19 protein-coding genes are annotated in these 21928 nt (G+C 61.6%); 6 read left to right on the top strand and 13 right to left on the bottom strand.

Annotated elements, in window-relative coordinates:
* Positions 1 to 6 precede the first annotated feature (6 nt).
* The 3 genes from OKC44_RS01535 to OKC44_RS01525 are packed head-to-tail and all read right to left on the bottom strand — an operon-like array spanning position 7 to position 2546.
* A complete protein-coding gene (locus tag OKC44_RS01535) occupies positions 7 to 522 on the bottom strand; it encodes an SCP2 sterol-binding domain-containing protein (protein WP_270810614.1) in 516 nt (171 codons plus the stop codon).
* The gene (locus OKC44_RS01530; RefSeq protein WP_029301400.1) at positions 503 to 1105 is read right to left on the bottom strand and encodes a TetR/AcrR family transcriptional regulator; all 603 of its coding nucleotides are present in this window, start codon (positions 1103 to 1105) and stop codon (positions 503 to 505) included. The genes OKC44_RS01535 and OKC44_RS01530 overlap by 20 nt, the downstream gene beginning before the upstream one ends.
* Positions 1106 to 1115: 10 nt before the next feature.
* A complete protein-coding gene (locus OKC44_RS01525; RefSeq protein WP_039213163.1) occupies positions 1116 to 2546 on the bottom strand; it encodes a coniferyl aldehyde dehydrogenase in 1431 nt (476 codons plus the stop codon).
* Positions 2547 to 2757: 211 nt separating this feature from the next.
* On the opposite strand from OKC44_RS01525, the gene OKC44_RS01520 reads away from it, so the two are divergent.
* Positions 2758 to 3051 carry a hypothetical protein gene (locus OKC44_RS01520; RefSeq protein WP_005299095.1) on the top strand — a complete coding sequence of 98 codons (294 nt, stop codon included), beginning with the start codon at positions 2758 to 2760 and terminating at the stop codon, positions 3049 to 3051.
* Positions 3052 to 3109: 58 nt separating this feature from the next.
* Here OKC44_RS01520 and OKC44_RS01515 read toward each other — a convergent pair whose 3' ends face one another.
* Positions 3110 to 3559, bottom strand: a complete 450-nt coding sequence (locus OKC44_RS01515; RefSeq protein WP_011705408.1) for a C40 family peptidase — start codon at positions 3557 to 3559, stop codon at positions 3110 to 3112.
* A gap of 854 nt (positions 3560 to 4413) precedes the next feature.
* Between OKC44_RS01515 and ahh1 the strand changes: the two genes are divergently transcribed.
* Positions 4414 to 6279 (top strand): hemolysin Ahh1, encoded by a 1866-nt coding sequence (gene ahh1 / locus OKC44_RS01510; RefSeq protein WP_270810611.1) that lies wholly within the window; start codon positions 4414 to 4416, stop codon positions 6277 to 6279.
* 66 nt (positions 6280 to 6345) lie between these two features.
* Here ahh1 and OKC44_RS01505 read toward each other — a convergent pair whose 3' ends face one another.
* Positions 6346 to 7254, bottom strand: coding sequence for a hydrogen peroxide-inducible genes activator (locus OKC44_RS01505; RefSeq protein ID WP_011705410.1), 909 nt, complete (start codon positions 7252 to 7254; stop codon positions 6346 to 6348).
* A 146-nt stretch (positions 7255 to 7400) separates the two neighbouring features.
* On the opposite strand from OKC44_RS01505, the gene OKC44_RS01500 reads away from it, so the two are divergent.
* A complete protein-coding gene (locus OKC44_RS01500) occupies positions 7401 to 8003 on the top strand; it encodes a peroxiredoxin C (protein WP_005299113.1) in 603 nt (200 codons plus the stop codon).
* A 208-nt stretch (positions 8004 to 8211) separates the two neighbouring features.
* On the opposite strand, the gene OKC44_RS01495 is transcribed toward OKC44_RS01500, so the two are convergent.
* The 6 genes from OKC44_RS01495 to OKC44_RS01470 all read right to left on the bottom strand — a co-directional run bounded on the left by OKC44_RS01495 (position 8212) and on the right by OKC44_RS01470 (position 14526).
* Positions 8212 to 9177 carry an alpha-L-glutamate ligase-like protein gene (locus OKC44_RS01495; RefSeq protein ID WP_270810610.1) on the bottom strand — a complete coding sequence of 322 codons (966 nt, stop codon included), beginning with the start codon at positions 9175 to 9177 and terminating at the stop codon, positions 8212 to 8214.
* Between the two features lie 3 nt (positions 9178 to 9180).
* Entirely contained in the window at positions 9181 to 10719 is a 1539-nt protein-coding gene (locus tag OKC44_RS01490) for an inactive transglutaminase family protein (RefSeq protein WP_011705413.1), read from the bottom strand.
* Positions 10720 to 10722: 3 nt separating this feature from the next.
* Positions 10723 to 11511, bottom strand: coding sequence for an ATP-dependent zinc protease family protein (locus OKC44_RS01485; protein ID WP_039213166.1), 789 nt, complete (start codon positions 11509 to 11511; stop codon positions 10723 to 10725).
* A gap of 52 nt (positions 11512 to 11563) precedes the next feature.
* Complete coding sequence (cmoB, locus tag OKC44_RS01480; RefSeq protein WP_227289864.1) at positions 11564 to 12541, bottom strand: tRNA 5-methoxyuridine(34)/uridine 5-oxyacetic acid(34) synthase CmoB; 978 nt, start codon at positions 12539 to 12541, stop codon at positions 11564 to 11566.
* Positions 12538 to 13284, bottom strand: coding sequence for a carboxy-S-adenosyl-L-methionine synthase CmoA (cmoA, locus tag OKC44_RS01475; protein WP_146062362.1), 747 nt, complete (start codon positions 13282 to 13284; stop codon positions 12538 to 12540). The genes cmoB and cmoA overlap by 4 nt, the downstream gene beginning before the upstream one ends.
* A gap of 393 nt (positions 13285 to 13677) precedes the next feature.
* Positions 13678 to 14526, bottom strand: coding sequence for a DUF72 domain-containing protein (locus tag OKC44_RS01470; protein WP_270810605.1), 849 nt, complete (start codon positions 14524 to 14526; stop codon positions 13678 to 13680).
* A 432-nt stretch (positions 14527 to 14958) separates the two neighbouring features.
* Here OKC44_RS01470 and aspS point away from each other — a divergent pair, with 432 nt between their 5' ends.
* From aspS to OKC44_RS01455, 3 genes are all read left to right on the top strand, one after another.
* On the top strand, positions 14959 to 16725 hold the full coding sequence (aspS, locus tag OKC44_RS01465; protein ID WP_223950981.1) for an aspartate--tRNA ligase: 1767 nt from the start codon (positions 14959 to 14961) through the stop codon (positions 16723 to 16725).
* Between the two features lie 95 nt (positions 16726 to 16820).
* Positions 16821 to 17561 (top strand): YebC/PmpR family DNA-binding transcriptional regulator, encoded by a 741-nt coding sequence (locus tag OKC44_RS01460; RefSeq protein ID WP_011705419.1) that lies wholly within the window; start codon positions 16821 to 16823, stop codon positions 17559 to 17561.
* A gap of 282 nt (positions 17562 to 17843) precedes the next feature.
* On the top strand, positions 17844 to 19460 hold the full coding sequence (locus OKC44_RS01455; protein ID WP_270810602.1) for a phosphoethanolamine transferase: 1617 nt from the start codon (positions 17844 to 17846) through the stop codon (positions 19458 to 19460).
* A gap of 98 nt (positions 19461 to 19558) precedes the next feature.
* Here OKC44_RS01455 and nagC read toward each other — a convergent pair whose 3' ends face one another.
* Both nagC and nagA read right to left on the bottom strand, forming a co-directional pair.
* Entirely contained in the window at positions 19559 to 20773 is a 1215-nt protein-coding gene (nagC, locus tag OKC44_RS01450) for a DNA-binding transcriptional regulator NagC (RefSeq protein WP_016350209.1), read from the bottom strand.
* A gap of 4 nt (positions 20774 to 20777) precedes the next feature.
* Positions 20778 to 21923, bottom strand: a complete 1146-nt coding sequence (gene nagA / locus OKC44_RS01445; protein WP_024943812.1) for an N-acetylglucosamine-6-phosphate deacetylase — start codon at positions 21921 to 21923, stop codon at positions 20778 to 20780.
* Between the last annotated feature and the right edge of the window lie 5 nt (positions 21924 to 21928).

Below are 21928 nucleotides of genomic sequence, written 5' to 3'. Positions count from 1 at the left end.
TCTCGTTCAGCCGGTCAACAGACCCAGGTAGATGTGGCAGGCCCGGCTCAGCTTGTGGCGTGGGCTCGGATAGTGGCGCAGCAGTGGCCGCGCGATGAAGGCGGGCAGGATCAGCGCCTGCAGCTGTTCCAGCGCCCGTACCAGGTGCATGGCGACGGTGAGATCCCCTTCCACCAGCAGGCGGTTCTCGCTGAACGCCTGATTGACCCCGAGCCGAAAGCTGAGGGCGCGAAAGGCGATGGCGGGATGCTTGAAGCGCACCCGCAGCGGATGCAGCCCGCCGGTGTCGGGTGCGGGGCCGCTCTGCCAGCGGCCGGCCGCCTTGTGGATGGTCAGGCCGTGGGCCATGCCGCTCACCTCCAGCCGGATGGTGAGCCCGTCCGGCAGGGGGGCTAGCTCCTGGCGCACCGCCTCGTCGATACGGGCGGCGCGGCACAGGGTGCGGCCGATGATCCAGAGCAGGCCGCTGATCCACAGGCGGCGACCCAGCGCCACCAGGGAATCAAGGTGTCGGTTGTGCATAAGCGTGAACTCCCGAGATGGCGGACCAGAACAGGGCGAAGGCGCTGGCTTGCCAGTGGCCGTCCCGTCCCAGTTCAGGTTGGTCGACAAACAGCGAGGCGCAGGCCAGGAACTGGCCCTGGCACACCTCCAGCATCAGAGCCGGTGGAGCTTGCATCAATTCGCCGCTGGCCTGGCCCTGGGCCAGCAGGCGGGGTAGAAAACGCAGGGTGTCGCTCAGGATCTGGCTGCGCAGCGGGCGAGCCAGCAGGGGGGAGTGAAAGAAGCCCAGCACGAACTTGAGCTCGTGGGGGTGGGCCTGCATCCAGGCCATCGCCTGGCTCCAGTAGTGGTGTGCCTGCTCCTGGAGGGGCAGGGCGGCGTCAGCCTCGGTGATGGCGGCGCCAAGGCGCAGCTTGATGTCCTGATAGAGGCTCTGGATCAGCACCTCCTTGCTGGGAAAGTGGTGAAACAGGGTGCCGTTGGCCACCCCGGCTGCCTTGGCGATGCGGGCGGTGGCGGCACCCTGCAAGCCATCTTCGGCGCACAGGGCAAGGGCGGCATCCAGGATCTGGCGGCGCTTGTCGGTCACGGGTGTGTTCATGCTGGTCTCGTCAGCGCAAAAACAGGGCCATCATCAGCCGCTGGTGCCAGCGCCGATAGGGAGGGTGCACCATGGTGCCGGTGCTGAAGCGTCCCCGGCTCAGCACGGTCTTGGCCTTGGAGAAGGTGAGAAACCCCTCGTGGCCGTGGTAGTGGCCCATGCCGGAGGCACCGATGCCGCCAAAGGGCACGTCGTCGGCTGCCACCTGGAACAGGCTGTCGTTGATGGCCATGCCGCCGGAGTGGGTCTCCCGGATCACCTTGTGCTGCAGGGCGGGATCCAGGCTCATCAGGTAGAAGGCGAGCGGACGGGGCCGCGCGGCTATGTAGGCGAGCGCCTCGTCCAGCGAGTCATAGGGCACGATCGGCAGCAGCGGGCCGAAGATCTCCTGCTGCATCAGCTGGCAGTGGTTCGGCACCTCGGTCAGCAGATGGGGCAGCAGGCGGTGGGCGCCATCGTCCCGGGCCGGGCTGCCACAGGGGTGTATCTGGGCGCCTGCCCGCTCGGCTTCGGCCAGCCAGCTGGTGAGCCGTTCATACTGGCGGCCATTGATGATGGAGCCGTAATCCGTACTGGCCAGCCCCTGGGGATAGAGGCGGGCGAAGTGATCGCGATAGGCCTCGACAAAGGCCTGCTCCTGACCACGCGGCAGCAGCACATAGTCGGGGGCGACACAGATCTGGCCGGCGTTGAGGCTCTTGCCGAAGATCATCCGCTCCACCGCCAGCGCCAGCGGCATGTCGGGGGCGATGAGGCAGGGGCTCTTGCCGCCGAGCTCCAGGGTGAGCGGGGTGAGCTGGGGGGCCGCCGCGGCCATCACCAGCCTGCCAACGGCGGTGGAGCCGGTAAACAGCAGGTGATCGAAGGGGAGGGCACTGAAGGCGGCCGCCACCTGGGCGTCACCTTCAATCACCATCACCTCGCGCTCGTCGAAGACGCCGTCCAGCAGTTCGCGCAGTACCCGGTTGGTGTGCGGGGTGAATTCGGAGAGCTTCAGCATGGCGCGGTTGCCGGCGGCGATGGCGCTGATGAGGGGGCCGAGGCTCAGCATCACCGGGAAGTTCCAGGGCACTATGATGCCGACCACCCCGAGCGGCTGATAGAACACCTCCACCCGGGCCGGCGCCAGCAGCAGGCCGGTGTGGCGGCGGTGCGGGCGCATCCAGCGCTTGATCCGTTTCTGGGTGTAGTTGATCTGCATGACGCAGGGGAGGATGTCGGCAATCATGCTGTCGTAGTCGCTGCGCTGGCCATAGTCTTTGGCTAGGGCATCGCACAGCGGTTGCTTGTGGGCGATCAGGGCGCGCTTGAGCTGGCTGAGGTGGGCTCTACGCTCGCTCAAACTCGGCATGGGATGTTGCTGACAGGCGTCTCTGAGTCTGGCCAGTCTGGCCGGCAGCGACAACTTGTCGGTGGCCTCCTGCAACTGCATTGCTTCCATGGCATACCCCGCTGGTTAGGGACCGACTGATTGGTCGGTCTAAATCTAGCGTCTTGTTAACTGGCTGTAAAGTTTTGCCCGTTGGCTTAGGATGGGGCGCGGATGACTCACCCGGCGACTGTGCTGGCCTCCACACTTTCGTGGATTTGGGGTTGGTGAATTATCCAATAAGGGGTAGTTTTTGGCTATCAACCGACAAGGAGAGAGTGTTATGACCAGGGAACTGAACAGCTTGTTGGCCCGCCTGGAAGATGTGGTCGAGCGGATGCCGGATTGCTTCAACACCTATGAATTTGCCCAGAAGCTGGCGTTGCAGCATCAGCGCGAGTTTTTTGCCGCGGGTCACTCCCTGGCCGAACAGGAGGGGCGCCTGCTGCGGGTGCTGCACGAGAAGATTGCCGAGGCCCTGGCCGGCAGCGACAAGGTGATCGAAGGGGCGCTGTTGCCCTGCGTGACCCCCTGGGGCGAACGGGCCACCTCGCCGCGCTGGCATCGCAAGCACTGAGCCATCCGTTGAATCAACAACAACAGGGCCCGTCGCGGGCCCTGTTGTTTTGTGGTGGTCACTGGGTGAGGCGGCGCGCCTGCCAGTAGCGGCTGTTCCAGTAGACGTTGTCGAGGCGCGAGCGGATCACCCCCTTGCTGGTGGAGGCGTGGATGAACTCCCCGCCGCCGGTGTAGACACCGACGTGGTATTGCTGCCAGCCGGTCTTGAAGAAGACCAGATCGCCGTGCTGCAGCCGGTAGCGATCGACCGGCCGGCCCAGATTGGCCTGGGATTCAGTGGTTCTGGGCAGGTTGAAACCCATCACCTGCTGGTAGGCGAGCTGGGTGAAGGCGGAGCAGTCGAGGCCGGCCCGATCCGAACCGCCCATGCGATAGGGCACGCCGCGCCACTGCTGATAGAAGCCTTCAAAGGCGCTGCTCTGCTGGCGTGGCGGGGCAGGCTCGGGTGTGCTGGAACAGGCGGCCAGCAACAGGGCCAGCAGGGGTAGCAGCCATTTGCAATCCATGGGGGCTCCTTCGAGACGACAACGTCTCCATCATAAACGGGGTTCGGGGCTCGAACATAGCCTTGCTTGCAAGAAACAGCCTCCGGCTACCTCAAAAGAGGCGCAACAGCAGAGGGTCATAATATTGTTTGTATTCATTTGAATAATATTTGGCGATTATCTTGAATGAGTATTTCAATATTAAAGTAGTTATTCCAATCAGCCCTGTCATGAAATGATAATTAACCTTGTTGACGCCGCCCCGTGATCTGTGTCACGTTCTGTCTCAGGGTTAATTCGTTATGATGGCGCCATCAAATAAATGGCAAGGGACCCCGCCATTTTCACCGCCAATATGATGGCAGCACCACAAGATATCTCTGGGTATATTCCCGCAACTGGTTCACATAATAATATTCGGCCAATGACTGGCGTCGGCTGACAATATCACCAGACAGAGGAGGGCCATCCCATGATATCCGGTCCATAGCAGTGAGTGTTCCCTCGCACCAGAGGGCCTGCGGCATCAGGCTGTCGCATCATCGTTCAGGCCGATGGGCGCTACCGCCAAGCCAACGGGCACAGTGCGAGATGCAAGGCGCAGTCAGGCGACCTTGAGGGAAGATTGCCATCAGCGCGCGACTCCCGTGTAATAGCCTCGGCGGATGCCGAATCATCCACCTTAGATCGCATCGCGATCCTTGTTCTGTCAACAATAAATGCATTCGCCGCCACGCTGTTAATTCACGGCGAGAATAATGAATGTCATGACAGGCAAGCAGAATAACGCCCCGAAATATAACCGTGAATGATATGGTTATGCCGTATTCGTTCATTGTTTAAATAGCTTGGCGTGATTCGACAAGGAGATAACAATGAAAAACAAAAAACCACGCAAATTCATCACGCAAGCCCCCACTCTTAGTCTGCTCGCGCTGGCCTTGTTGGCAGGCAGCGTGCAAGCCGAAGATATTGGCGAACGTACTGACCAGGGCACCGCCATGCTGGCCAGCCTGCAATCCGAACAGGGTCTGATTTATCTCAATGCCGATGTCTGGCTGAAGGGGCAGGGGGCGACGCCGCCCATGACCCGGGATCAGCTGCGCGAGCGGGTGCTGGCACGGGGCGAGCGTCTGTTCATCGATTTCAGCGCCGTCACCGACAAGATCGAGCGACAGCAAGCCAGAAAAGCCATGGAGCAGCTGGCCGGTATCTCTTTTGATGCAGACTGGGTGCTGGTGTCCGGCTACAAGGGGGAGCTGCTGTTCACCCCGCTGGGAGGCGTCGATGACCCGGCCTTCTATCAGGTGATGGAGCGGGTCGAGAGCCTGGAAGGGCAGGGCAAGCGCCACAAGCGCTCTCTGACCCAGCCCCCTGCCGCCGAGGCTGGCTTGCCCCACGTAGCCTTCTACCTCAACGTCAACCGCAAGATCAGCGATGCCGAGTGCACCTTCCCGCGCTCGCGCACCTGGAGCCGGGGCAATCGGTTGTTCTGCGATTCACCGAACATCTCGCTGGTCTACCGGGTCAACCTGGAGCGCTCCCTGCAATTTGGCAACACCGGCTCCGCTACGCCGGATGCCAAGATTGTGCGGATCTCGCTGGACGAAGAGTCGGCCGGTGCCGGCATCCAGCTCAACGAGGATCTGAGCTGGAGCGAGAACATCGCGGACTACCTGCTGCTGGATGGCTGGGCCCGCGACTATGCCACCGATGCCATCGCCCAGGATTATCGCTTCAGCATCGAGGCGTCCAACACCAAGGCGGCGGTGCTCAAGAGCCTGCCGACCAACCTCAACAGCAAGTACGAGCATCGCGAGATCTCGGGTTTCGAGGTGGGGGTCACCGGCGGGGTCGAGGTGAACAAGGATGGGCCCAAGGCCAAGCTGGAGGCGTCGGCCAAGTTCAGCCAGCAGCGCCAGCTCGCCTACAACACCCAGGATTACCGGGTTGAACGCTCGGCGCCGAGCGCCCAGAAGGTGAGTTTCAGCTGGGTGCGCGATCAATACGCGACCGCGGAGTCCCTGCTCTCTTCCAAGACGGCCACCGTCTGGGGCATGGGCTACGACGTGGATCACAACCGCATCCAGCCGCTCAGCTACAAGGGGTTTGTGCCGAATCTGGACGTCATCTACAAGGCGGCACCGGACGAGACGGGCAGCACCGAGTTCAAGATCGACTCCTCGGTCAACATCCGCCCCATCTACACCGGCATCTACAAGCACTATTACGTGGTGGGGGCCCATGTCTCCTTCCAGGGCTTTGAAGATACCGACAAGCGTAGACGGGTGACGGCGTCCACCAGCTTCAAGGTGGACTGGAACCACCCGGTGTTTACCGGCGGTCGCCCGGTCAACCTGCAGCTGGGGGGCTTTGACAACCGCTGCCTGAGCGCGGATGCCAACCATGGTCTGAGCGCGGTAACCTGTGACGAGACCTCGGCCGCCCAGTCTTTCATCTATGACCAGTACGGCCGCTATGTCAGCGCGCAGGATACCCGCCGCTGCCTGGACGGCAACAACCTCGGCCAGTTGCAGAGCTGCAGCCTGAGCCTGGGTCAGCGCTGGGAGTGGAAAGCGGACAGCGATGCGCTCAGCAACCTGAGTGCCCATCAGCTGCTGGGTCATGACAAGCAGAGCGGGTCGCTGGGGCTCTACGACGAGAACGGCAATCCGCAGAATGTGAGCGTACGGACCCTGACCTCCTACACCCGCATCTTCGGGCCACCGGCCAGTCACTGACAGAGCAGGGCCTTGCGGCCAAGACAACAACGCCGGCAAGTGCCGGCGTTTTTTATGGGTGGCGGATCAGGCCTTGTTCTCGATAAGCGGGGCGAGCAGCTCGGCCAGCTTGTAGAAGGTCTGCACCCGGGTGGTGCTGGGGCGCCACACCAGCCCTATCTCGCGGTAGGGGTGCTCTCCCGGCAGCGGAATGGCCACCAGATCCGTGTTGTCGAGGATGCCGGCATCGATGGCCATCTGCGGCAGGAAGGTGGTGCCGAGCCCGGCGCCGACCATCTGCACCAGGGTGTGCAGGCTGGTGGCGGCAAACGGGTTGATCTTGCTCTTGTCCCGCAGCCGGCAGGCGCTCACCGCGTGTTCGGTGAGGCAGTGCTCCCGCTCCAGCAGGAAGATGCTCTGGTTGGGCAGCTCCTTGTAGTCGAACGGGGTGTGCAGGCTGGCCGCCATGCTGGCGGGCATCACCATGTGGAAGGGATCCTGGCCGACCGTCTTGCAGTGAAAGCCGCCGATCTCCACCGGCAGCGCCAGGATCAGCAGGTCGAGCTGACCCTGCTCCAGCTGCTTGAGCAGGTTGGTGGTGGTGTCTTCACGCAGCAACAATTCCAGCTCAGGATAGGTCTTGCCGCATACCTGCAGCAGCTTGCTGAGCAGGAAGGGGGCGATGGTGGGAATGCAGCCCAGGCGTACCGTGCCGTGCATGACGCCCCCCTGATGCTGGCCGAGTTCCATCAGATCCCGCGCATCGGAGAGCAAATTGCGAGCTCGCTCGACGATTTCCATGCCGACCGGGGTCATAATGAAGCTCTTGTGGTCCCGTTCCACCAGTTGCAGGTTCATCATGTCCTCCAGCGTCTGGATCCCGGTACTCAGGGTCGACTGGCTGACATGACAGGCCTTGGCGGCGCGGTTGAAGTTCTTGTGCTCGTCGAGAGCAACCAGATATTGCAGCTGTTTCAGGCTGGGCCAACGTTGCATAGGAAAACCCGATTAATGCTATCTATTTAATTTGATTTAACTAATCTACCATCGGGGCTATAGTTTGTCGCTTTAATTAGACGGACTTGGCTCTAGGTAGCCTGATCCTGACAGGATTGTTCACTTCACATAAAGAGGAATTGAATATGGTATTGGTAGGCCGTCCCGCACCCGATTTCACCGCTGCTGCCGTTCTGGGCAATGGCCAGATCGTTGACTCCTTCAACCTGGCATCCCACATCAAGGGCAAGGCAGCCGTCCTGTTCTTCTATCCGCTCGATTTCACCTTCGTCTGCCCGTCCGAGCTGATTGCCTTCGATCACCGTCTGGAAGAGTTCAACAAGCGTGGCGTGGAAGTGATCGGTGTCTCCATCGACTCCGAGTTCTCCCACAACGCCTGGCGCAACACCAAGATCGAAGACGGCGGCATCGGCCCGGTCAAGTACCCGCTGGTTGCCGACATCAAGCACGAGATCTGCAAAGCCTATGACGTCGAGCACCCGGAAGCCGGTGTTGCATTCCGTGGCTCCTTCCTGATCGACAAGAACGGTGTCGTTCGTCACCAGGTTGTCAACGATCTGCCGCTGGGCCGCAACATCGACGAGATGCTGCGCATGGTCGACGCCCTGCAGTTCCACGAAGAGCACGGCGAAGTGTGCCCGGCTCAGTGGGAGAAAGGCAAAAAAGGCATGACCGCTTCTCCGGACGGCGTTGCCAAGTACCTGTCCGAGAACGCAGCTTCCCTGTAATCGGGTCAGCAAACCAGATAGTGAAAAACCGATGCCCAGGCATCGGTTTTTTTATGGCCGTTATTCGGCCTCTCGTTTCGCAACGGTGTCCAGCAACCCTTGTCCAGAAACCCATGCTCAGCAGGATTGTGGTTACCGGCTATGTGCCGATAAACGGCAGGCATAAAAAAGCGCGCCCTTTGGCGCGCTTTTGTCATGGATGTCCGGACTACTCGTCAAAGATGCCGAAGTGATCCTTGGCAAAGTTGACCCGCTGCTCCACGTTCATCTTCACCTGGCCCAGCTTCTCGATGGTCTTGAGGTTGGGCACCAGACCGCAGCCGTTGGCGATCTGGATGGCAAGACCGGGACGGGCGTTGAGCTCCAGCAGCATGGGGCCACGGAACTTGTCCAGCACCATGTCGGTCCCGATATAGCCCAGGCCCGACATCTCGTAGCAGGAGGCCGCCAGGGTCAGCAGGGTGTCCCAGTGGGGCACCTTGAGCTCATAGAGATCGAGGCCGGTGTCCGGGTGGTGGCGCAGCGGATTGCCGAACTGCACCGCCCGCAGCGCACGGCCGGTGCGCAGGCACAGACCCACCCCCACGGCGCCTTGGTGCAGGTTCGCCTTGCCGTCGGATGCAGCGGTGGAGAGGCGCATCATGGCCATCACCGGGAAGCCCTTGAAGATGATCACTCGGGCATCGGGGACCCCTTCGAACGAGTAGCCGTCGAACACGTCATCGAAGTTGATGAGGCCTTCCACCAGCGCCACGTCGGGCTTGCCGCCGAGCGAATAGAGCCCGGCCAGGATGTTGGAGACATGGCGCTCCAGATCCTGCCCGTTGGAGGCGCTGCCGTTGGGCTTGTAGAACAGGCCCTCTTCCTGGCGCAGGATCACCAGGATCCCCTTGCCGCCGGAGCCGCGTGCCGGCTTGATGCAGAAGCCTGGCCAATCCTTCACCAGCTCGGTGATGCGGCTCACGTCGTGCTGGGCACGAATGGTACCGATCAGTTCCGGTACCGTGACACCGGCATCCAGCGCGATGCGCTTGGTCTGCAGCTTGTCATCCACCAGCGGATAGAGGCTGCGCGGATTGTAGCGGCTGATGTAGGAGTGGTTGCGCTTGTTCATGCCGAGGATGCCTGATTGGGACAGGCTCCACGGGGTGGTGTACTTTTCCCAGAACCACATCTGTTACTTGTCCTTACCCGGAGTGGCACCCGATTTGATCTCGTCCACCAGCGGCTTGAAGCGCTTGAGTTCGCTCAGCTTGTAGCCGGTGTAGTTACCCATCAACAGCACGGTCGCCATCAGCACCAGCTGCAGGCCGAGGAAGTTGAAGGTGAGGTGACGGATCAGTTCGTTATCCATGGCCAGATAGGCGATGACGGCCACCAGCAGGGAGCCGCCACCCTGGCGGAACACCTCTTTCGGGCCCTCTTCTTCCCACAGGATGGACATCCGCTCGATGGTCCAGGAGAGGATGATCATCGGGAAGAAGGTGATCTTCATGCCGTCGGTCAGCCCCAGCTTGAAGGCAAACGCGGAGAAGATGCCGATCATCGAGATAACCATGATGATGATGGCCGATATTCGGGCGACCAGCAGCAGGTTGAGCCGCGACAGGTAGGAGCGGATCACCAGACCGGTGCCGACGATCAGCAGGAAACCGATGAGACCGGTGACCAGGGAGGTCTGGATGAAGGCGACCGCGATCAGCACCGGCATGAAGGTGCCCGAGGTCTTGATCCCCACCAGTACCCGCAGGAACACCACCATCAGCACGCCGATCGGGATCAGCAGCAAGCCCTTGAACAGGGTCTGCTCTTCCAGCGGCAGGCTGTGGATGGAGAAGTTCATCATCTCCGATTTTTCAAACTTCTGGGCCAGCGCCACGCTGACCGGCTGTTCCTGCTCGATCATCGAGAAGCTGACGCGGGAGTTGTGACCACCGGTCACGTCCAGCAGGGCGCCGGAGTTGTACTCCCACAGCAGCAGGTTGGCAGGGCGGCCCTGTTCACCGGTTTGCGGGTTGAACAGCTTGTAGTCGGTCGGGCTGTTGAACACTTGCAGGTAATCCACCAGCTCCTGACGACGGCGACCATCTTCCAGGCTCAGCGCGTGGACGACACGGGTCGGTACGTCGGCGTTGTTGAGCAGCTCGGCGATCAGGTTGGCGCGGCTCTTGTGCTTCTTCAGCAGCTCGGCGTTCTGCTCCTGCTTCTCGATCTCCTTGATGATCTCGCGGGTCAGGGTATAGCCGTCGGCGGAGCGCTCCTGGGCACGTTCCAGGATCTGCTTCATGGCAGTGGCGTAGGGCTCGCTCTCGATCTGCTTCTCGATGGCCGGCGGCAGCGGGTTGGCAGCCGGTTTGGCATGGGCATCGGCCATCATGTCGACGCGGTAGTAGAGCTCCTGACGGCCGGAGGCACTGCGAATGGACCACTCGGCGCGGGCATCGCCATCCTTCTCGACGAAGGAGAGGCCGTAGCCCGGGCTGGCGGCGTTCTCATTCATCAGAGTGAAACCGGGCTGGGTGCCCGGAATGGCCAGGGAGGCGATCACCGGCTCGCCGGTGGCCTCGAACTCCAGCTTGGCTTCGATGGACCAGATCTGGCGTTTTTCACCCGGCGTGAGCGGTACGTCCAGCGCGATGTGGTGATAGAACGTCATCCCCAGGCCGACAATGTACAGCAGGGCTACCAGCAAATAGAACGGCTTACGGGAAACCATGGATTATTTCACATCCTTGAGCTTGGGTTTGGGTTGGATATATTCGCGGGCCACATCAACCACGGCGATGTCTTTCAAAAATTCGCGACCCAGCAGCACGGGGAAGGCCATGTCGCTGCGGTCCTTCAGGGTAAATTCTGCCTTCTCGGTCATGTCGCCGATGCGTACCGCGAGGCGCACCACCGGACGGCGGTCGAGATCGTCGGCGGAGGCCTGACGCACCCGCACGTGGCGCACCAGCGGCGCTTCAATCTGGATCTTGTCGTCCATCTCCTGATGGCTCAGGAAGAAGCGCACCCAGTTCTTGCCGTTGCGCTCGAAGATGGTGATGTCCTGGGCGCTGATGGAGGAGGTGGTGGCACCGGTATCGACCCGCGCCTGGAAGGCGTCGTTGGCCGCGTCGACCCAGATCCACTCCGCCTCGCCGACCAGCAGCTTGCCGTCGACCGTGTGACCCTGGCTCGGGGCCTGGCACTTCTCGGTCGGGATCGCCATGGGCTTGGGTGGCTCGGGCGGCAGGGATTCGAGCTTGCTGCCGACTTTGTTCACGGACTCTTTCATGTTGTTGACATCAGTGTTGAGCTGAACCAGCAGGTGCTGTTGCTGCACATACTGCTTCTGTTGCTGTTCCATGGATGTTTGCAGGCGCTGCTCGCTCAGATTGATCTCGTTGCGAAGCTCGGCCAGCGTCAAGGTAGGTACCGGGGGCGCTTTCTCCATACTGACACACCCGCCGAGACTGAGCAGGGAGAGCAGGGTCATTCCTTTTAATTTGCTTTTCATGTCATTCATTTAACTGTGCTTCCTGGAATTGGGTCAGTGTAACTTCCACAGCCGCCATCGGCTAGTCTTTGGCCTTTCTGGCAATCAGTACGGCACGTTTGGGTGCCGGGTGTCCTTCTACCGTGAGTGCGGGATTGGTTGGATCCAGATAATCACTCAGGGATTCATTAATCATCCAGTCGGTACGACGCTGTTCGTCGGTGCTGGTCATATTCTCGTCGACAATCCGCACATCGGTAAATCCGCAGCGCTCGACCCACAGCTTGAGGGCCGCGCTGGAGGGGATGAACCAGACGTTGCGCATCTTGCCGTAGCGATCGGTGGGCACCAGCACGTCGTTGACGCCGCCGTCGATCACCAGCGTCTCCAGCACCAGCTCGCCATCGTCTTTCAGCTGGTTGCGCAGCTGCTCGATGTGCTCGATGGGGGACTTGCGGTGATAGAGCACTCCCATGGAGAAGACGGTGTCGAACGCCCGCAGCTCCGGCAGCTCCTGAATGCCGAGCGGCAGCAGGTGGGCACGCTGGTCGGTGCCGGCGAAGTGGCGGATGGCCTCGAACTGGCAGAGGAACAGCGGGCTCGGGTCGATGCCGACCGCCAGCTTGGCCCCTTCACCTACCATGCGCCAGAGGTGGTAGCCACTGCCGCAGCCCACGTCCAGCACGTAGCGACCGGCAAGCGGGCTGATGTGGGGCAGTACCCGATCCCACTTCCAGTCGGAGCGCCATTCGGTATCGATGTGGATGCCGTGCACCGTGAACGGCCCCTTGCGCCAGGGCATGAAGTGGCGCAGCAGGCTCTCCACCTTCTTGCGCTCCCCTTCGCCGAGGCTCTCGGCCGAGCCGATTTCGACCCGGCTGTGCAGCTCGATGTGGCCGGGGGCCACCTGCGGCAGCTTGTTGAGGGCGCGGTTCCAGCGCGGCAGATCGCCGTGCTGGTTGTCGTGCTGCCAGGCGTGCAACTGGGCGGGCAGGGTATGCAGCCAGTGGCTCAGCCGATTCTTGGCGATCAGCTGGTAGAAGTTGGCAAAGTCGATCATGGCTGGGCGTCGCTGGATTTGATGGCAATCATGGAGCCGAAGTTGAAGCACTGGAACCAGAGATCCTGATGGGCGAAGCCGGCCTCCCGCAGGCGGGCCTGATGCACCGGCAGGCTGTCGGTGCGCATCACGTTCTCAAGGGCGGTGCGCTTCTGGCTGATCTCCAGCTCGCTGTAACCGTTGGCGCGCTTGAAGTCGAGGTGCAGGTCGATGAGCAGCTCGTTGACCGGTGCATCTTCGAAACGGAACTTTTCGCTCAGGATCAGGATCCCGCCCGGGCGCAGCCCATCAAAGATGCGCTGGATCAGGGCGGCCCGCTTTTCGGGCTCGACGAACTGCAGGGTGAAGTTGAGCACCACCACGGAGGCGTTCTCGATGGCGATGTCGCAGATGTCCGCCTCCACCAGCTCCACCGGCACCTCGGATTTGAAGCCTGAGAGGTGGGCGCGGGCGCGCTCGATCATGGGGTGGGAGAGATCCACCGCCGTGATGTGGCAGCCGGGCTGGGTGACGTGGCGACGCATCGCCTGGGTGGCGGCGCCGAGCGAGCAGCCGAGGTCGTAGAGCCGGCTCTGTGGCTGGGCGTAACGGGCGGCCATCATGCCGATGGCGGAGATGATGTTGCTGTAACCCGGCACCGAGCGCTGGATCATGTCGGGGAAGACATCGACGACCTGTTCGTCAAAGCAAAAATCCCCCAATCGAGCGATAGGGGCGGCAAAAATCTGATCTTTGGTATGCATGCTGGCGCAACCTGACAGCCGGTGCGCGAACCGACTGTTTTGTTCAATTGAATCGTTGGGTGACACCGATCCGGGCCGGGTCGTCACCGGTTCACGAACGGGGTGGCGGGCCTTGAGATCCATCGGGCCGGTTCCGTTCGCAATGGACCATCATCCTGGTCCTTTCTGAGGGCGGCACCATCTGCGGCAACGAGTTGCAGCGCACTGGCGTCAGGGCCCTGTTTATGGCGCCGGACACCTGCCTGCATCGGATTGTGCTGGGCTGGCGGTCCGGGTCCTTACTTGGGGCGCTAGTGTAGAGGAAAGGTCGGCGTTTGTCTTGACGCCAAGCCCCGTCCAGCCACAAAAAAACGGCTTTTTTTCACGGTGGGGAAGACGGGGTGAGGCGGCTGACTAAAAGGGCAGCACGCCCTGGTGCGCGCGATCGTTTTCCCCCGGCCAGGGGGCCATCTCTTCCCCCAGCAGGCGGGCAACCTGACGGGCCAGCTCGGGGGATTGGGCGTTGTCAGCCGTATGTATAAAGAGGTAGAGATCTTTGCCCTCTGCCAGCCACTGGCGCCAGTGGGGCAACCAGCCTGGCAGGAAGGGGTGGTTGGCGGCCGGATCCGGCAGGCCGATAAAGCGCACCACGGGAGCATTGGCGGTGGCCAGCAGGTGCACCGGCAGCCTCGGCTTCTTGCCCTGGGCATCGATCATGGCCGCCGTGGTGGCCGGCGCCGAGAACAGCGGCCGGCTGTCGAGCATGATGCGGTTGATGCCTCTCTCCATCAGCAGCCGGTTCAACTGCCGCTCCGCCTCGCCCTTGGCGAAGAAATCGGGGTGGCGCACCTCGAGGGCATAGCGAAACGCCGGCGGCAGCCGTTCGAAAAAGGCCGCCAGACGGGGCAACCCCTGTGGGCCGAAGCGGGCGGGCAGCTGCAGCTTGAGCAGCCCCAGCTTGTCATGCAAGGGCTCCAACAGGCGGATGAAGTCGCTCACTTGCTTGTCGGCACTTACCAGATCGCTCTGGTGGCTGATGGTTTGCGGAAACTTGAAGCTGAAGCGAAAGTGGGCAGGCACCGCATCGGCCCAGCGCTGTACCGTGTCCGGTGTCGGCGAGGCGTAGAAGGTGGTATTGCCTTCCACCGTGTTGAATACCCGAGCATAGTGGGCGAGGTGCTCGGCGGGCTTGGCGCCCACGCCCAGCAAGTGACCTGGCCAGGCCGGGTGAGACCATTGTGGCAGGCCCAAAAAGAGGCTCATGAGGGATCCTGTCTGCGGGTTTATCTCGTTTTATCCTCCTTTTTTGCCCCGGGATGTAAAAAACAGGGCAAAGGAGGCTGCTGGCCATTTTACCCAAATGGGGGTTTTCCTCTATAATGCCAGCCCTTTTGTTTGCCAATTTGTTGTGACTCACGCCGCTGTACGCATATTGTGACGACGGCAGCGGCCATGATGCGGCCAAACAACAATCGCTTGCCGATGCCCTCCGCCCGACACCCCGGCCGCTTGCCAGCCGCCTCTGGTCGAGCCGATATCGGCGGCAGGTGTCCGATCCCGGCGGTCGGACGGTACGAGACAGATTTCAAACCGGGCAAGAACAGGATCTGGCCAGCTGTGAGACAGACGGTGCTTGCCAGTCGTGCCCGGCGACCCAGGTTAACCGTCTCTCTACAAATTCGAAGGAAGAAGTCCATGCGCTCTATCTATTGCGGACAGGTCAATGAGGCCCATGCAGGGCAGACTATTACATTGTGCGGTTGGGTCCATCGTCGTCGCGATCTGGGCGGCCTCATCTTTATCGACATGCGCGACCGGGAAGGGATCGTGCAGGTGTTCTTCGATCCGGACAAACCGGACGCCTTTGCCCTGGCCTCCGAACTGCGCGGCGAATTCTGCATTCAGGTCTCCGGCGTGGTGCGCACCCGTCCCGACTCCCAGCGCAACAGCGACATGGCCACCGGTGCCATCGAGGTGTTTGCCCACGAGCTGACCATCATCAACCGTGCCGAGCCGCTGCCGCTGGACTTCAACCAGGTCAACAGCGAAGAGGTGAGCCTCAAGTATCGCTACCTGGACCTGCGTCGCCCCGAGATGGCCAAGTACCTGAAGACCCGCGCCAAGGCCAGTGCCTTCGTGCGCCGCTTCATGGACGAGCACGGCTTCCTCGACATCGAGACCCCGATGCTGACCAAGGCCACCCCGGAAGGGGCTCGTGACTACCTGGTGCCGAGCCGCGTGCACAAGGGCAAGTTCTACGCCCTGCCGCAATCCCCGCAGCTGTTCAAGCAGTTGCTGATGATGTCCGGCTTCGATCGCTACTACCAGATCGTCAAGTGCTTCCGCGACGAAGACCTGCGTGCCGACCGCCAGCCGGAATTCACCCAGATCGACGTGGAGACCTCCTTCATGACCGCACCCCAGGTGCGTGAAATCATGGAAGAGATGATCCGCAAACTGTGGCTGCACATCCTGAACGTGGATCTGGGCGACTTCCCGATCATGACCTTCGACGAAGCCATGCGTCGCTACGGCTCCGACAAGCCGGACCTGCGTCTGCCGATGGAGCTGGTCGATGTGGCAGACCTCTTGACCGCGGTCGAGTTCGCCGTGTTCGCCGGCCCCGCCAACGATCCGAAAGGCCGCGTGGCAGCCCTGAAAGTACCGGGTGGCGCCGAGCTGTCTCGCAAGCAGATCGACGAGTACACCAAGTTTGTCGGCATCTACGGTGCCAAGGGCCTGGCCTGGATGAAGGTCAATGAAGTCGCCAACGGCATCGAAGGGGTACAGTCCCCGGTGGCCAAGTTCCTCTCCGACGCCATCGTGCGCGAGATCCTGGCCCGCACCGGCGCTGCCGACGGCGACATCATCTTCTTCGGCGCCGACTCCAAGAAAGTGGTGTGCGATGCCATGGGCGCCCTGCGTCTGAAAGTGGGCCGCGATCTGGGTCTGCTGGAGAACAGTTGGAAGCCGCTGTGGGTCATCGACTTCCCGATGTTCGAAGAGGATGGCGAAGGCGGTCTGGCGGCCATGCACCACCCGTTCACCGCGCCGAGCGGCCTGAGCCCGGAGCAGCTGAAAGCCAACCCGGTAGGCGCTTACGCCAACGCCTACGACATGGTGATCAACGGCTACGAAGTGGGTGGCGGTTCTGTCCGTATCCACAACAGCGAGATGCAGGCCACTGTGTTCGACATCCTGGGGATTACCCCGGCCGAGCAGCGTCTGAAGTTCGGCTTCCTGCTGGACGCCCTGAAGTACGGTACCCCGCCGCACGCCGGCCTGGCCTTCGGCCTGGACCGTCTGAGCATGCTGCTGACCGGTACTGAAAACATCCGGGACGTGATTGCCTTCCCGAAAACCACGGCGGCCGCCTGTCTGATGACGGACGCCCCCAGCTTTGCCAACGCCGCCCAACTGGGCGAGCTGGCGATTGCGACCACCGTCAAGGGTGATGAATAAGCCGTTACCGGCAGCAAAGGCCGCAGCAATGCGGCCTTTCCCTTGCATTAGTCATGACCAGTGTTACTGAAATTCAAAAATAACGGAGAGTCCCTATGGCAGGTCACAGTAAATGGGCCAACATCAAACACCGCAAGGCGGCGCAAGACGCCAAGCGCGGCAAGATCTTCACCAAGCTGATCCGCGAAATCACCACCTCCGCGCGTCTGGGTGATGCCGATCCTGCCAACAACCCGCGCCTGCGTGCGGCGGTGGCGGCTGCCCTGACCGGCAACATGACCCGCGACACAATCAACCGTGCCATCCAGCGTGGCGCCGGCGGTGGCGATGGCGAACAGCTCGAGACCATCGTGTACGAAGGTTACGGCCCGGCCGGCTCTGCCGTCATGGTGGAGTGCCTGACCGACAACCGCAACCGTACCGTTGCCGAAGTGCGTCACGCCTTCAGCAAATGCGGTGGCAACCTGGGCACCGATGGCTCCGTTGCCTATCTGTTCAGCAAGAAAGGGCTGCTGACCTTCGTGGGTGTCGATGAAGATGCCCTGATGGATGCCGCCCTAGAAGCCGGTGCCGACGACGTGGTGACCGAAGAGGATGGCTCCATCGAGGTGTATACCACCCCGAACGATTTCGGCACCGTGCTCGATGGTCTGGAAGCCGCCGGCTTCAAGCCCCAGAGCGCCGAAGTGACCATGATCCCGTCCACCGAAGCCGAGCTGGATGCCGAGACTGCGCCCAAGCTGATGCGCCTCATCGACATGCTGGAAGATCTGGACGACGTGCAGGAGGTGTACCACAACGGCTCCATCTCCGACGAAGTCGCCGCGACCCTGTAACCCGGTTCGTGAACACTCAGGTGGCGACGCTCTGTTCGCCTCCGCTGAAACGGCAGCCTCGGCTGCCGTTTTTCTTGTGATGACCTGACGCCTGAAGGCCGTGCCGGCCATGGCATTGCCCGCCTTAATTTTCCCTTAAGTTTGGCTTTTTAAGCTGCCTGCCGTGTCCGGGCCTCGCTGCCCCTTGCCGCCGTCACCTCGGGAGGAGGGATCGGCAAGTGAGACTGCAACAAGAGGTGCCCTGTGTGGCCCCTGTCCTGCCTGGTTTGTCGGAGTATCGTTATGCGCATCACCCTGAGTGTGATGAAGGTGAATCTGTTGCTGGTGCTGTTGTTTGCACTGGTATTCAACTGGCCCATTTTCCTGCACTTTTACACCATTCTCACCAAGCTGGAACACGTCAAGACGGGCTTCGCCCTCTCGATCCCCTTCGTGCTGCTGGCCGCGCTCAATGCGGTGTTCCTGCCTTTTACCTTTCGCTATCTGCTCAAGCCCTTCTTCGTGCTGCTGATCCTGATGGGATCCGTGGTCAGCTACGCCATGCTCAAGTACGGCGTCATCTTCGACGTGAGCATGGTGCAGAACATCGTCGAGACCAACACGGGGGAGGCGGCCTCCTACTTCAATGCCTCCATCCTGCTCTGGTTCGTGCTGACCGGCCTGCTGCCGGCGCTGGCCCTGCTGTGGGTGAAGATAGAGTATCCCCGTCCCTGGTATAAGGGACTGGGCCTGCGGCTCGGCTCCATCGCCCTGTCCCTGCTGTTTCTGGTGGGGGTGGCGGCGCTCTATTACCAGGATTACGCCTCGGTCGGGCGCAACAACAAGTCCCTCGGCAAGGAGATAGTGCCCGCCAACTACGTGCACGGCCTCTATCGCTACGCCACCGACATCCTGTTTGCCACTCCGATCCCGTATCAGCCGTTGGGCACCGATGCCAGGGTGGTGGGGCAGGGCGGCAAGCCGACCCTGATGTTCCTGGTGGTGGGGGAGACGGCGCGCAGCCAGAACTACTCCCTCAACGGTTACGGCAAGGCCACCAACAGCTTCACCGCGCGGGAATCGGGCATGGTCTCGTTTCGCAACGTGCGCTCCTGCGGTACCGCCACCGCGGTCTCGGTGCCCTGCATGTTCTCCAATCTGACGCGGCGCGGCTATGACGACACCCTGGCCCAGTCCCGTGACGGCATGCTGGATGTGCTGCAGCACGCCGGCGTCTCCGTGCTGTGGAAGGAGAACGACGGCGGTTGCAAGGGGGTGTGCAAGAACGTGCCCACCATCGAGATCGAGGCAAAGGATTTTCCCCAGTACTGCCAGAAGGGTTCCTGCTACGACGAGGTGATGCTGGAGGGGCTGGATCGGCAGATCGCGCAGATGAAGGGCAACAAGCTGGTGGCCTTCCACCTGATGGGCAGCCACGGTCCGACCTACTATCGCCGCTATCCCGCCAGTGAGCGGACCTTCGTGCCGGACTGCCCGCGCAGCGACATCGAAAACTGCACCAATGAAGAGCTGGTCAACACCTATGACAACACCATCCGTTACACCGACAAGGTGGTGGCCCGTCTCATCGACAAGCTCAAGACGCTGGGGCAGGATTACAACGTGGGGCTGGTCTATCTGTCGGATCACGGCGAATCCCTCGGGGCCATGGGGCTCTACCTGCACGGCACCCCCTACAAGTTCGCCCCGGACGATCAGACCCGGGTGCCGCTGATGACCTGGTTCTCCCCCCAGTTGCAGGCGGATCGGCGGCTGAACATGGATTGCCTGCAGCAGGAGGCGGCCAGCAAGCGCTTCTCCCACGACAATCTGTTCCACTCGATGCTGGGGATCATGGATGTGCAGACCCAGGTGTATGACGGTGCGCTGGATCTGTTCAAGCCTTGTCGGGCGGGGTGAATCACGCCGCTATGCGGTTAATCGAACCTACGTGTGAAGAGTTCATCAATAAAAACGGCAGCCACTGGCTGCCGTTGTTGTTTCGCAAGGCCTCGGCCCTACTTCTGCTCCATGATGATCTGCAGCAGATCCCCTTCCAGCAGGGCCCGCTTCACCAGGGCGAAACCGCCGACGGTGGGCTGATTCTGGAAGCGTGCCTTCACGATGGGCAGGCCACGATGGAAGCTTGGCAGCGACTGGTGCTCCACGCAGCGGCGAATGGCCGGGAACAGGATCTCTTCGGCGGCGGTGATTTCGCCCGCGATCAGCACCTTCTGCGGGTTGAACAGGTTGACCGTGATGGCCACCGCCCGTCCCAGATGCTCACCCACGTTCTCGATCACGCTGCGGGCCAGCTCGTCACCGGCCATGGCCGCCTTGCACACCTCCTGGATGGTGATGTGCTTCTCCTGCAGCGAGCTCAGGTGGCCGCGGCTGATGAGCTCCTTCACCTTGTCGACGATGGCCTCGTTGGAGGCGATCGTCTCCAGGCAGCCGAAGTTGCCGCAGTGGCAGCGCTTGCCGAGCGGCTCGACCTGGATGTGGCCGATCTCGCCGACGTTGCGGTTTTGGCCGAGGAACACCTTACCCTTGGTGATGATGCCAGAACCCGCCCCCTGATGGACGCTCACCAGGATGGAGTCCATGCAGTCGCGGGACTCGCCGAAGAAGTGTTCGGCCAGTGCCAGCGAGCGGGTGTCGTTGCCCACGTAGCAGGGCAGGTTGAAGTGGTTTTCCAACAGCTTGGCCAGCGCCAGATTGCGGATCTGGTACTTGGGGGTGTAGATGACCATGCCCGATTCCGGATTAACCAGACCCGGCATGGTCAGCGCGATGCTGATGAGGTTGCGGCTGCGATCCTGCTGGGAGTCGATGAAGGCACCGATCTCCCGCAGCAGCATGTCGACCACCGGCTGTTGCTCGATCTCGGTCACCTGGGTGATGTGCTGATCGAGCTCCTTGCCGTCGAGGTCATACAGGGCGAGCTGCAGGTAGCCGCGGCCGAGCTTGGCGGACACAAACTGGAAGCGATGCTTGATGGTGGTCAGGGAGATGGCGCGCCGTCCGCCGGTGGAGGCTTGCGGCGAGGTCTCCTTGATCAGGCCATGCTCGATCAGTTGCCGGGTTATCTTGGTCACGCTGGCCGGGGCCAGCTGACTCAACTCGGCAATTTTGACCCGCGAGATGGGCCCCTGCAGGTCGATGAGCCGATACACGGCTGCACTGTTGACCTGCTTGATAAGATCTACGTTTGCTATTTGTCCGCCAGTCATAGTGTCACTGTGTTGTGTAGTGTCCGTTAACCACGGTCCCGCAGACCGTGAAGGCCTGATCAAAGACAGTCAGGTTGGCTATTTTTCCGACCTGGATACTACCGAGACGTGAGTCCCATCCAATGGCGCGAGCAGGGTAAAGGGTGGCCATTCTCAGTGCTTCATCGAGCGGTAATCCGACCTGTTTGACCAGATTCTCCACCCCCTCAATCATGGTGAGGGCAGAGCCGCCGAGTGTACCATTCTCGTCGACGCACTGACCATCGCGGAAATAGACGGTTGCGCCACAAAAATCAAACTTCTCAAAGCCTTCCGGTGCCCCTGCCGGTGCGGTCGCGTCGGTGACCAGCACCAGTCGCTCTCCCAGCATCTTGTGTGCAAGGCGCACGTTGGCCCAGTGCACGTGATGACCGTCGACGATGACGCCGGCGTAGACATCCTTGCGATCGTAGATGGCACCGACCACGCCTGGCTCGCGACCGTTCACGGTCGGAGTCATGGCGTTGTAGAGGTGGGTGGCAAAGCGGATGCCGTTGTCGAACCCGGCCATCGCCTGGTCATAGTTGGCGGCGGTATGGCCCGCGGAGACCAGAATGCCGGCCTCCACTAGCCGGCGGATGTGCTCCGGCTTGTTGCGCTCCGGCGCCAGGGTGATCTTGGCGATGGCATCCGCGTTGGCGCAGAAGAAGTCGATCATCTCGTCGGCGGGCTGGCGGATCTGCTCGGCCGGGTGGATCCCCTTGCGCTTGAGGTTGGTGTAGGGCCCTTCCAGATGGACGCCCAGTACCTCGTTGGGGTGCGCAGCCATGTAGTCGCGGGTGACGGCGACGGCCTGCTTCATGTCTGCGTCTGGACTGGTGATCAGGGTCGGCAGGAAGCTGGTGGTACCGGATTTGAGGTTGGCGGCCTGCATGGTCGCCAGGGTCTGGGTGGTGATGTGGCCGTTGAACATGACGCCGCCACAGCCGTTGAGCTGGACGTCGATGAAACCGGCGCAGAGGTTGGCACCCTTGAGATCAATGCGTTCGATGCCTGCCGGCAGTTCGGCCAGGCGGGAGATGGCGACAATCTTGTCGCCCTCGATGACCACCCCGTAACCGGTCAGCACGCAGCTGCCGGTGTAGAGGGTGCAGTTGGTCAATGCGTACATGGTGA

This window comes from Aeromonas sp. S41-2 (genome assembly GCF_027705845.1).
GTDB classification, from domain to species: Bacteria; Pseudomonadota; Gammaproteobacteria; order Enterobacterales; family Aeromonadaceae; genus Aeromonas; species Aeromonas hydrophila.
Note: the sequence above shows the minus strand (reverse complement) of the source record. Positions and strands in the feature narration are given on the sequence as shown.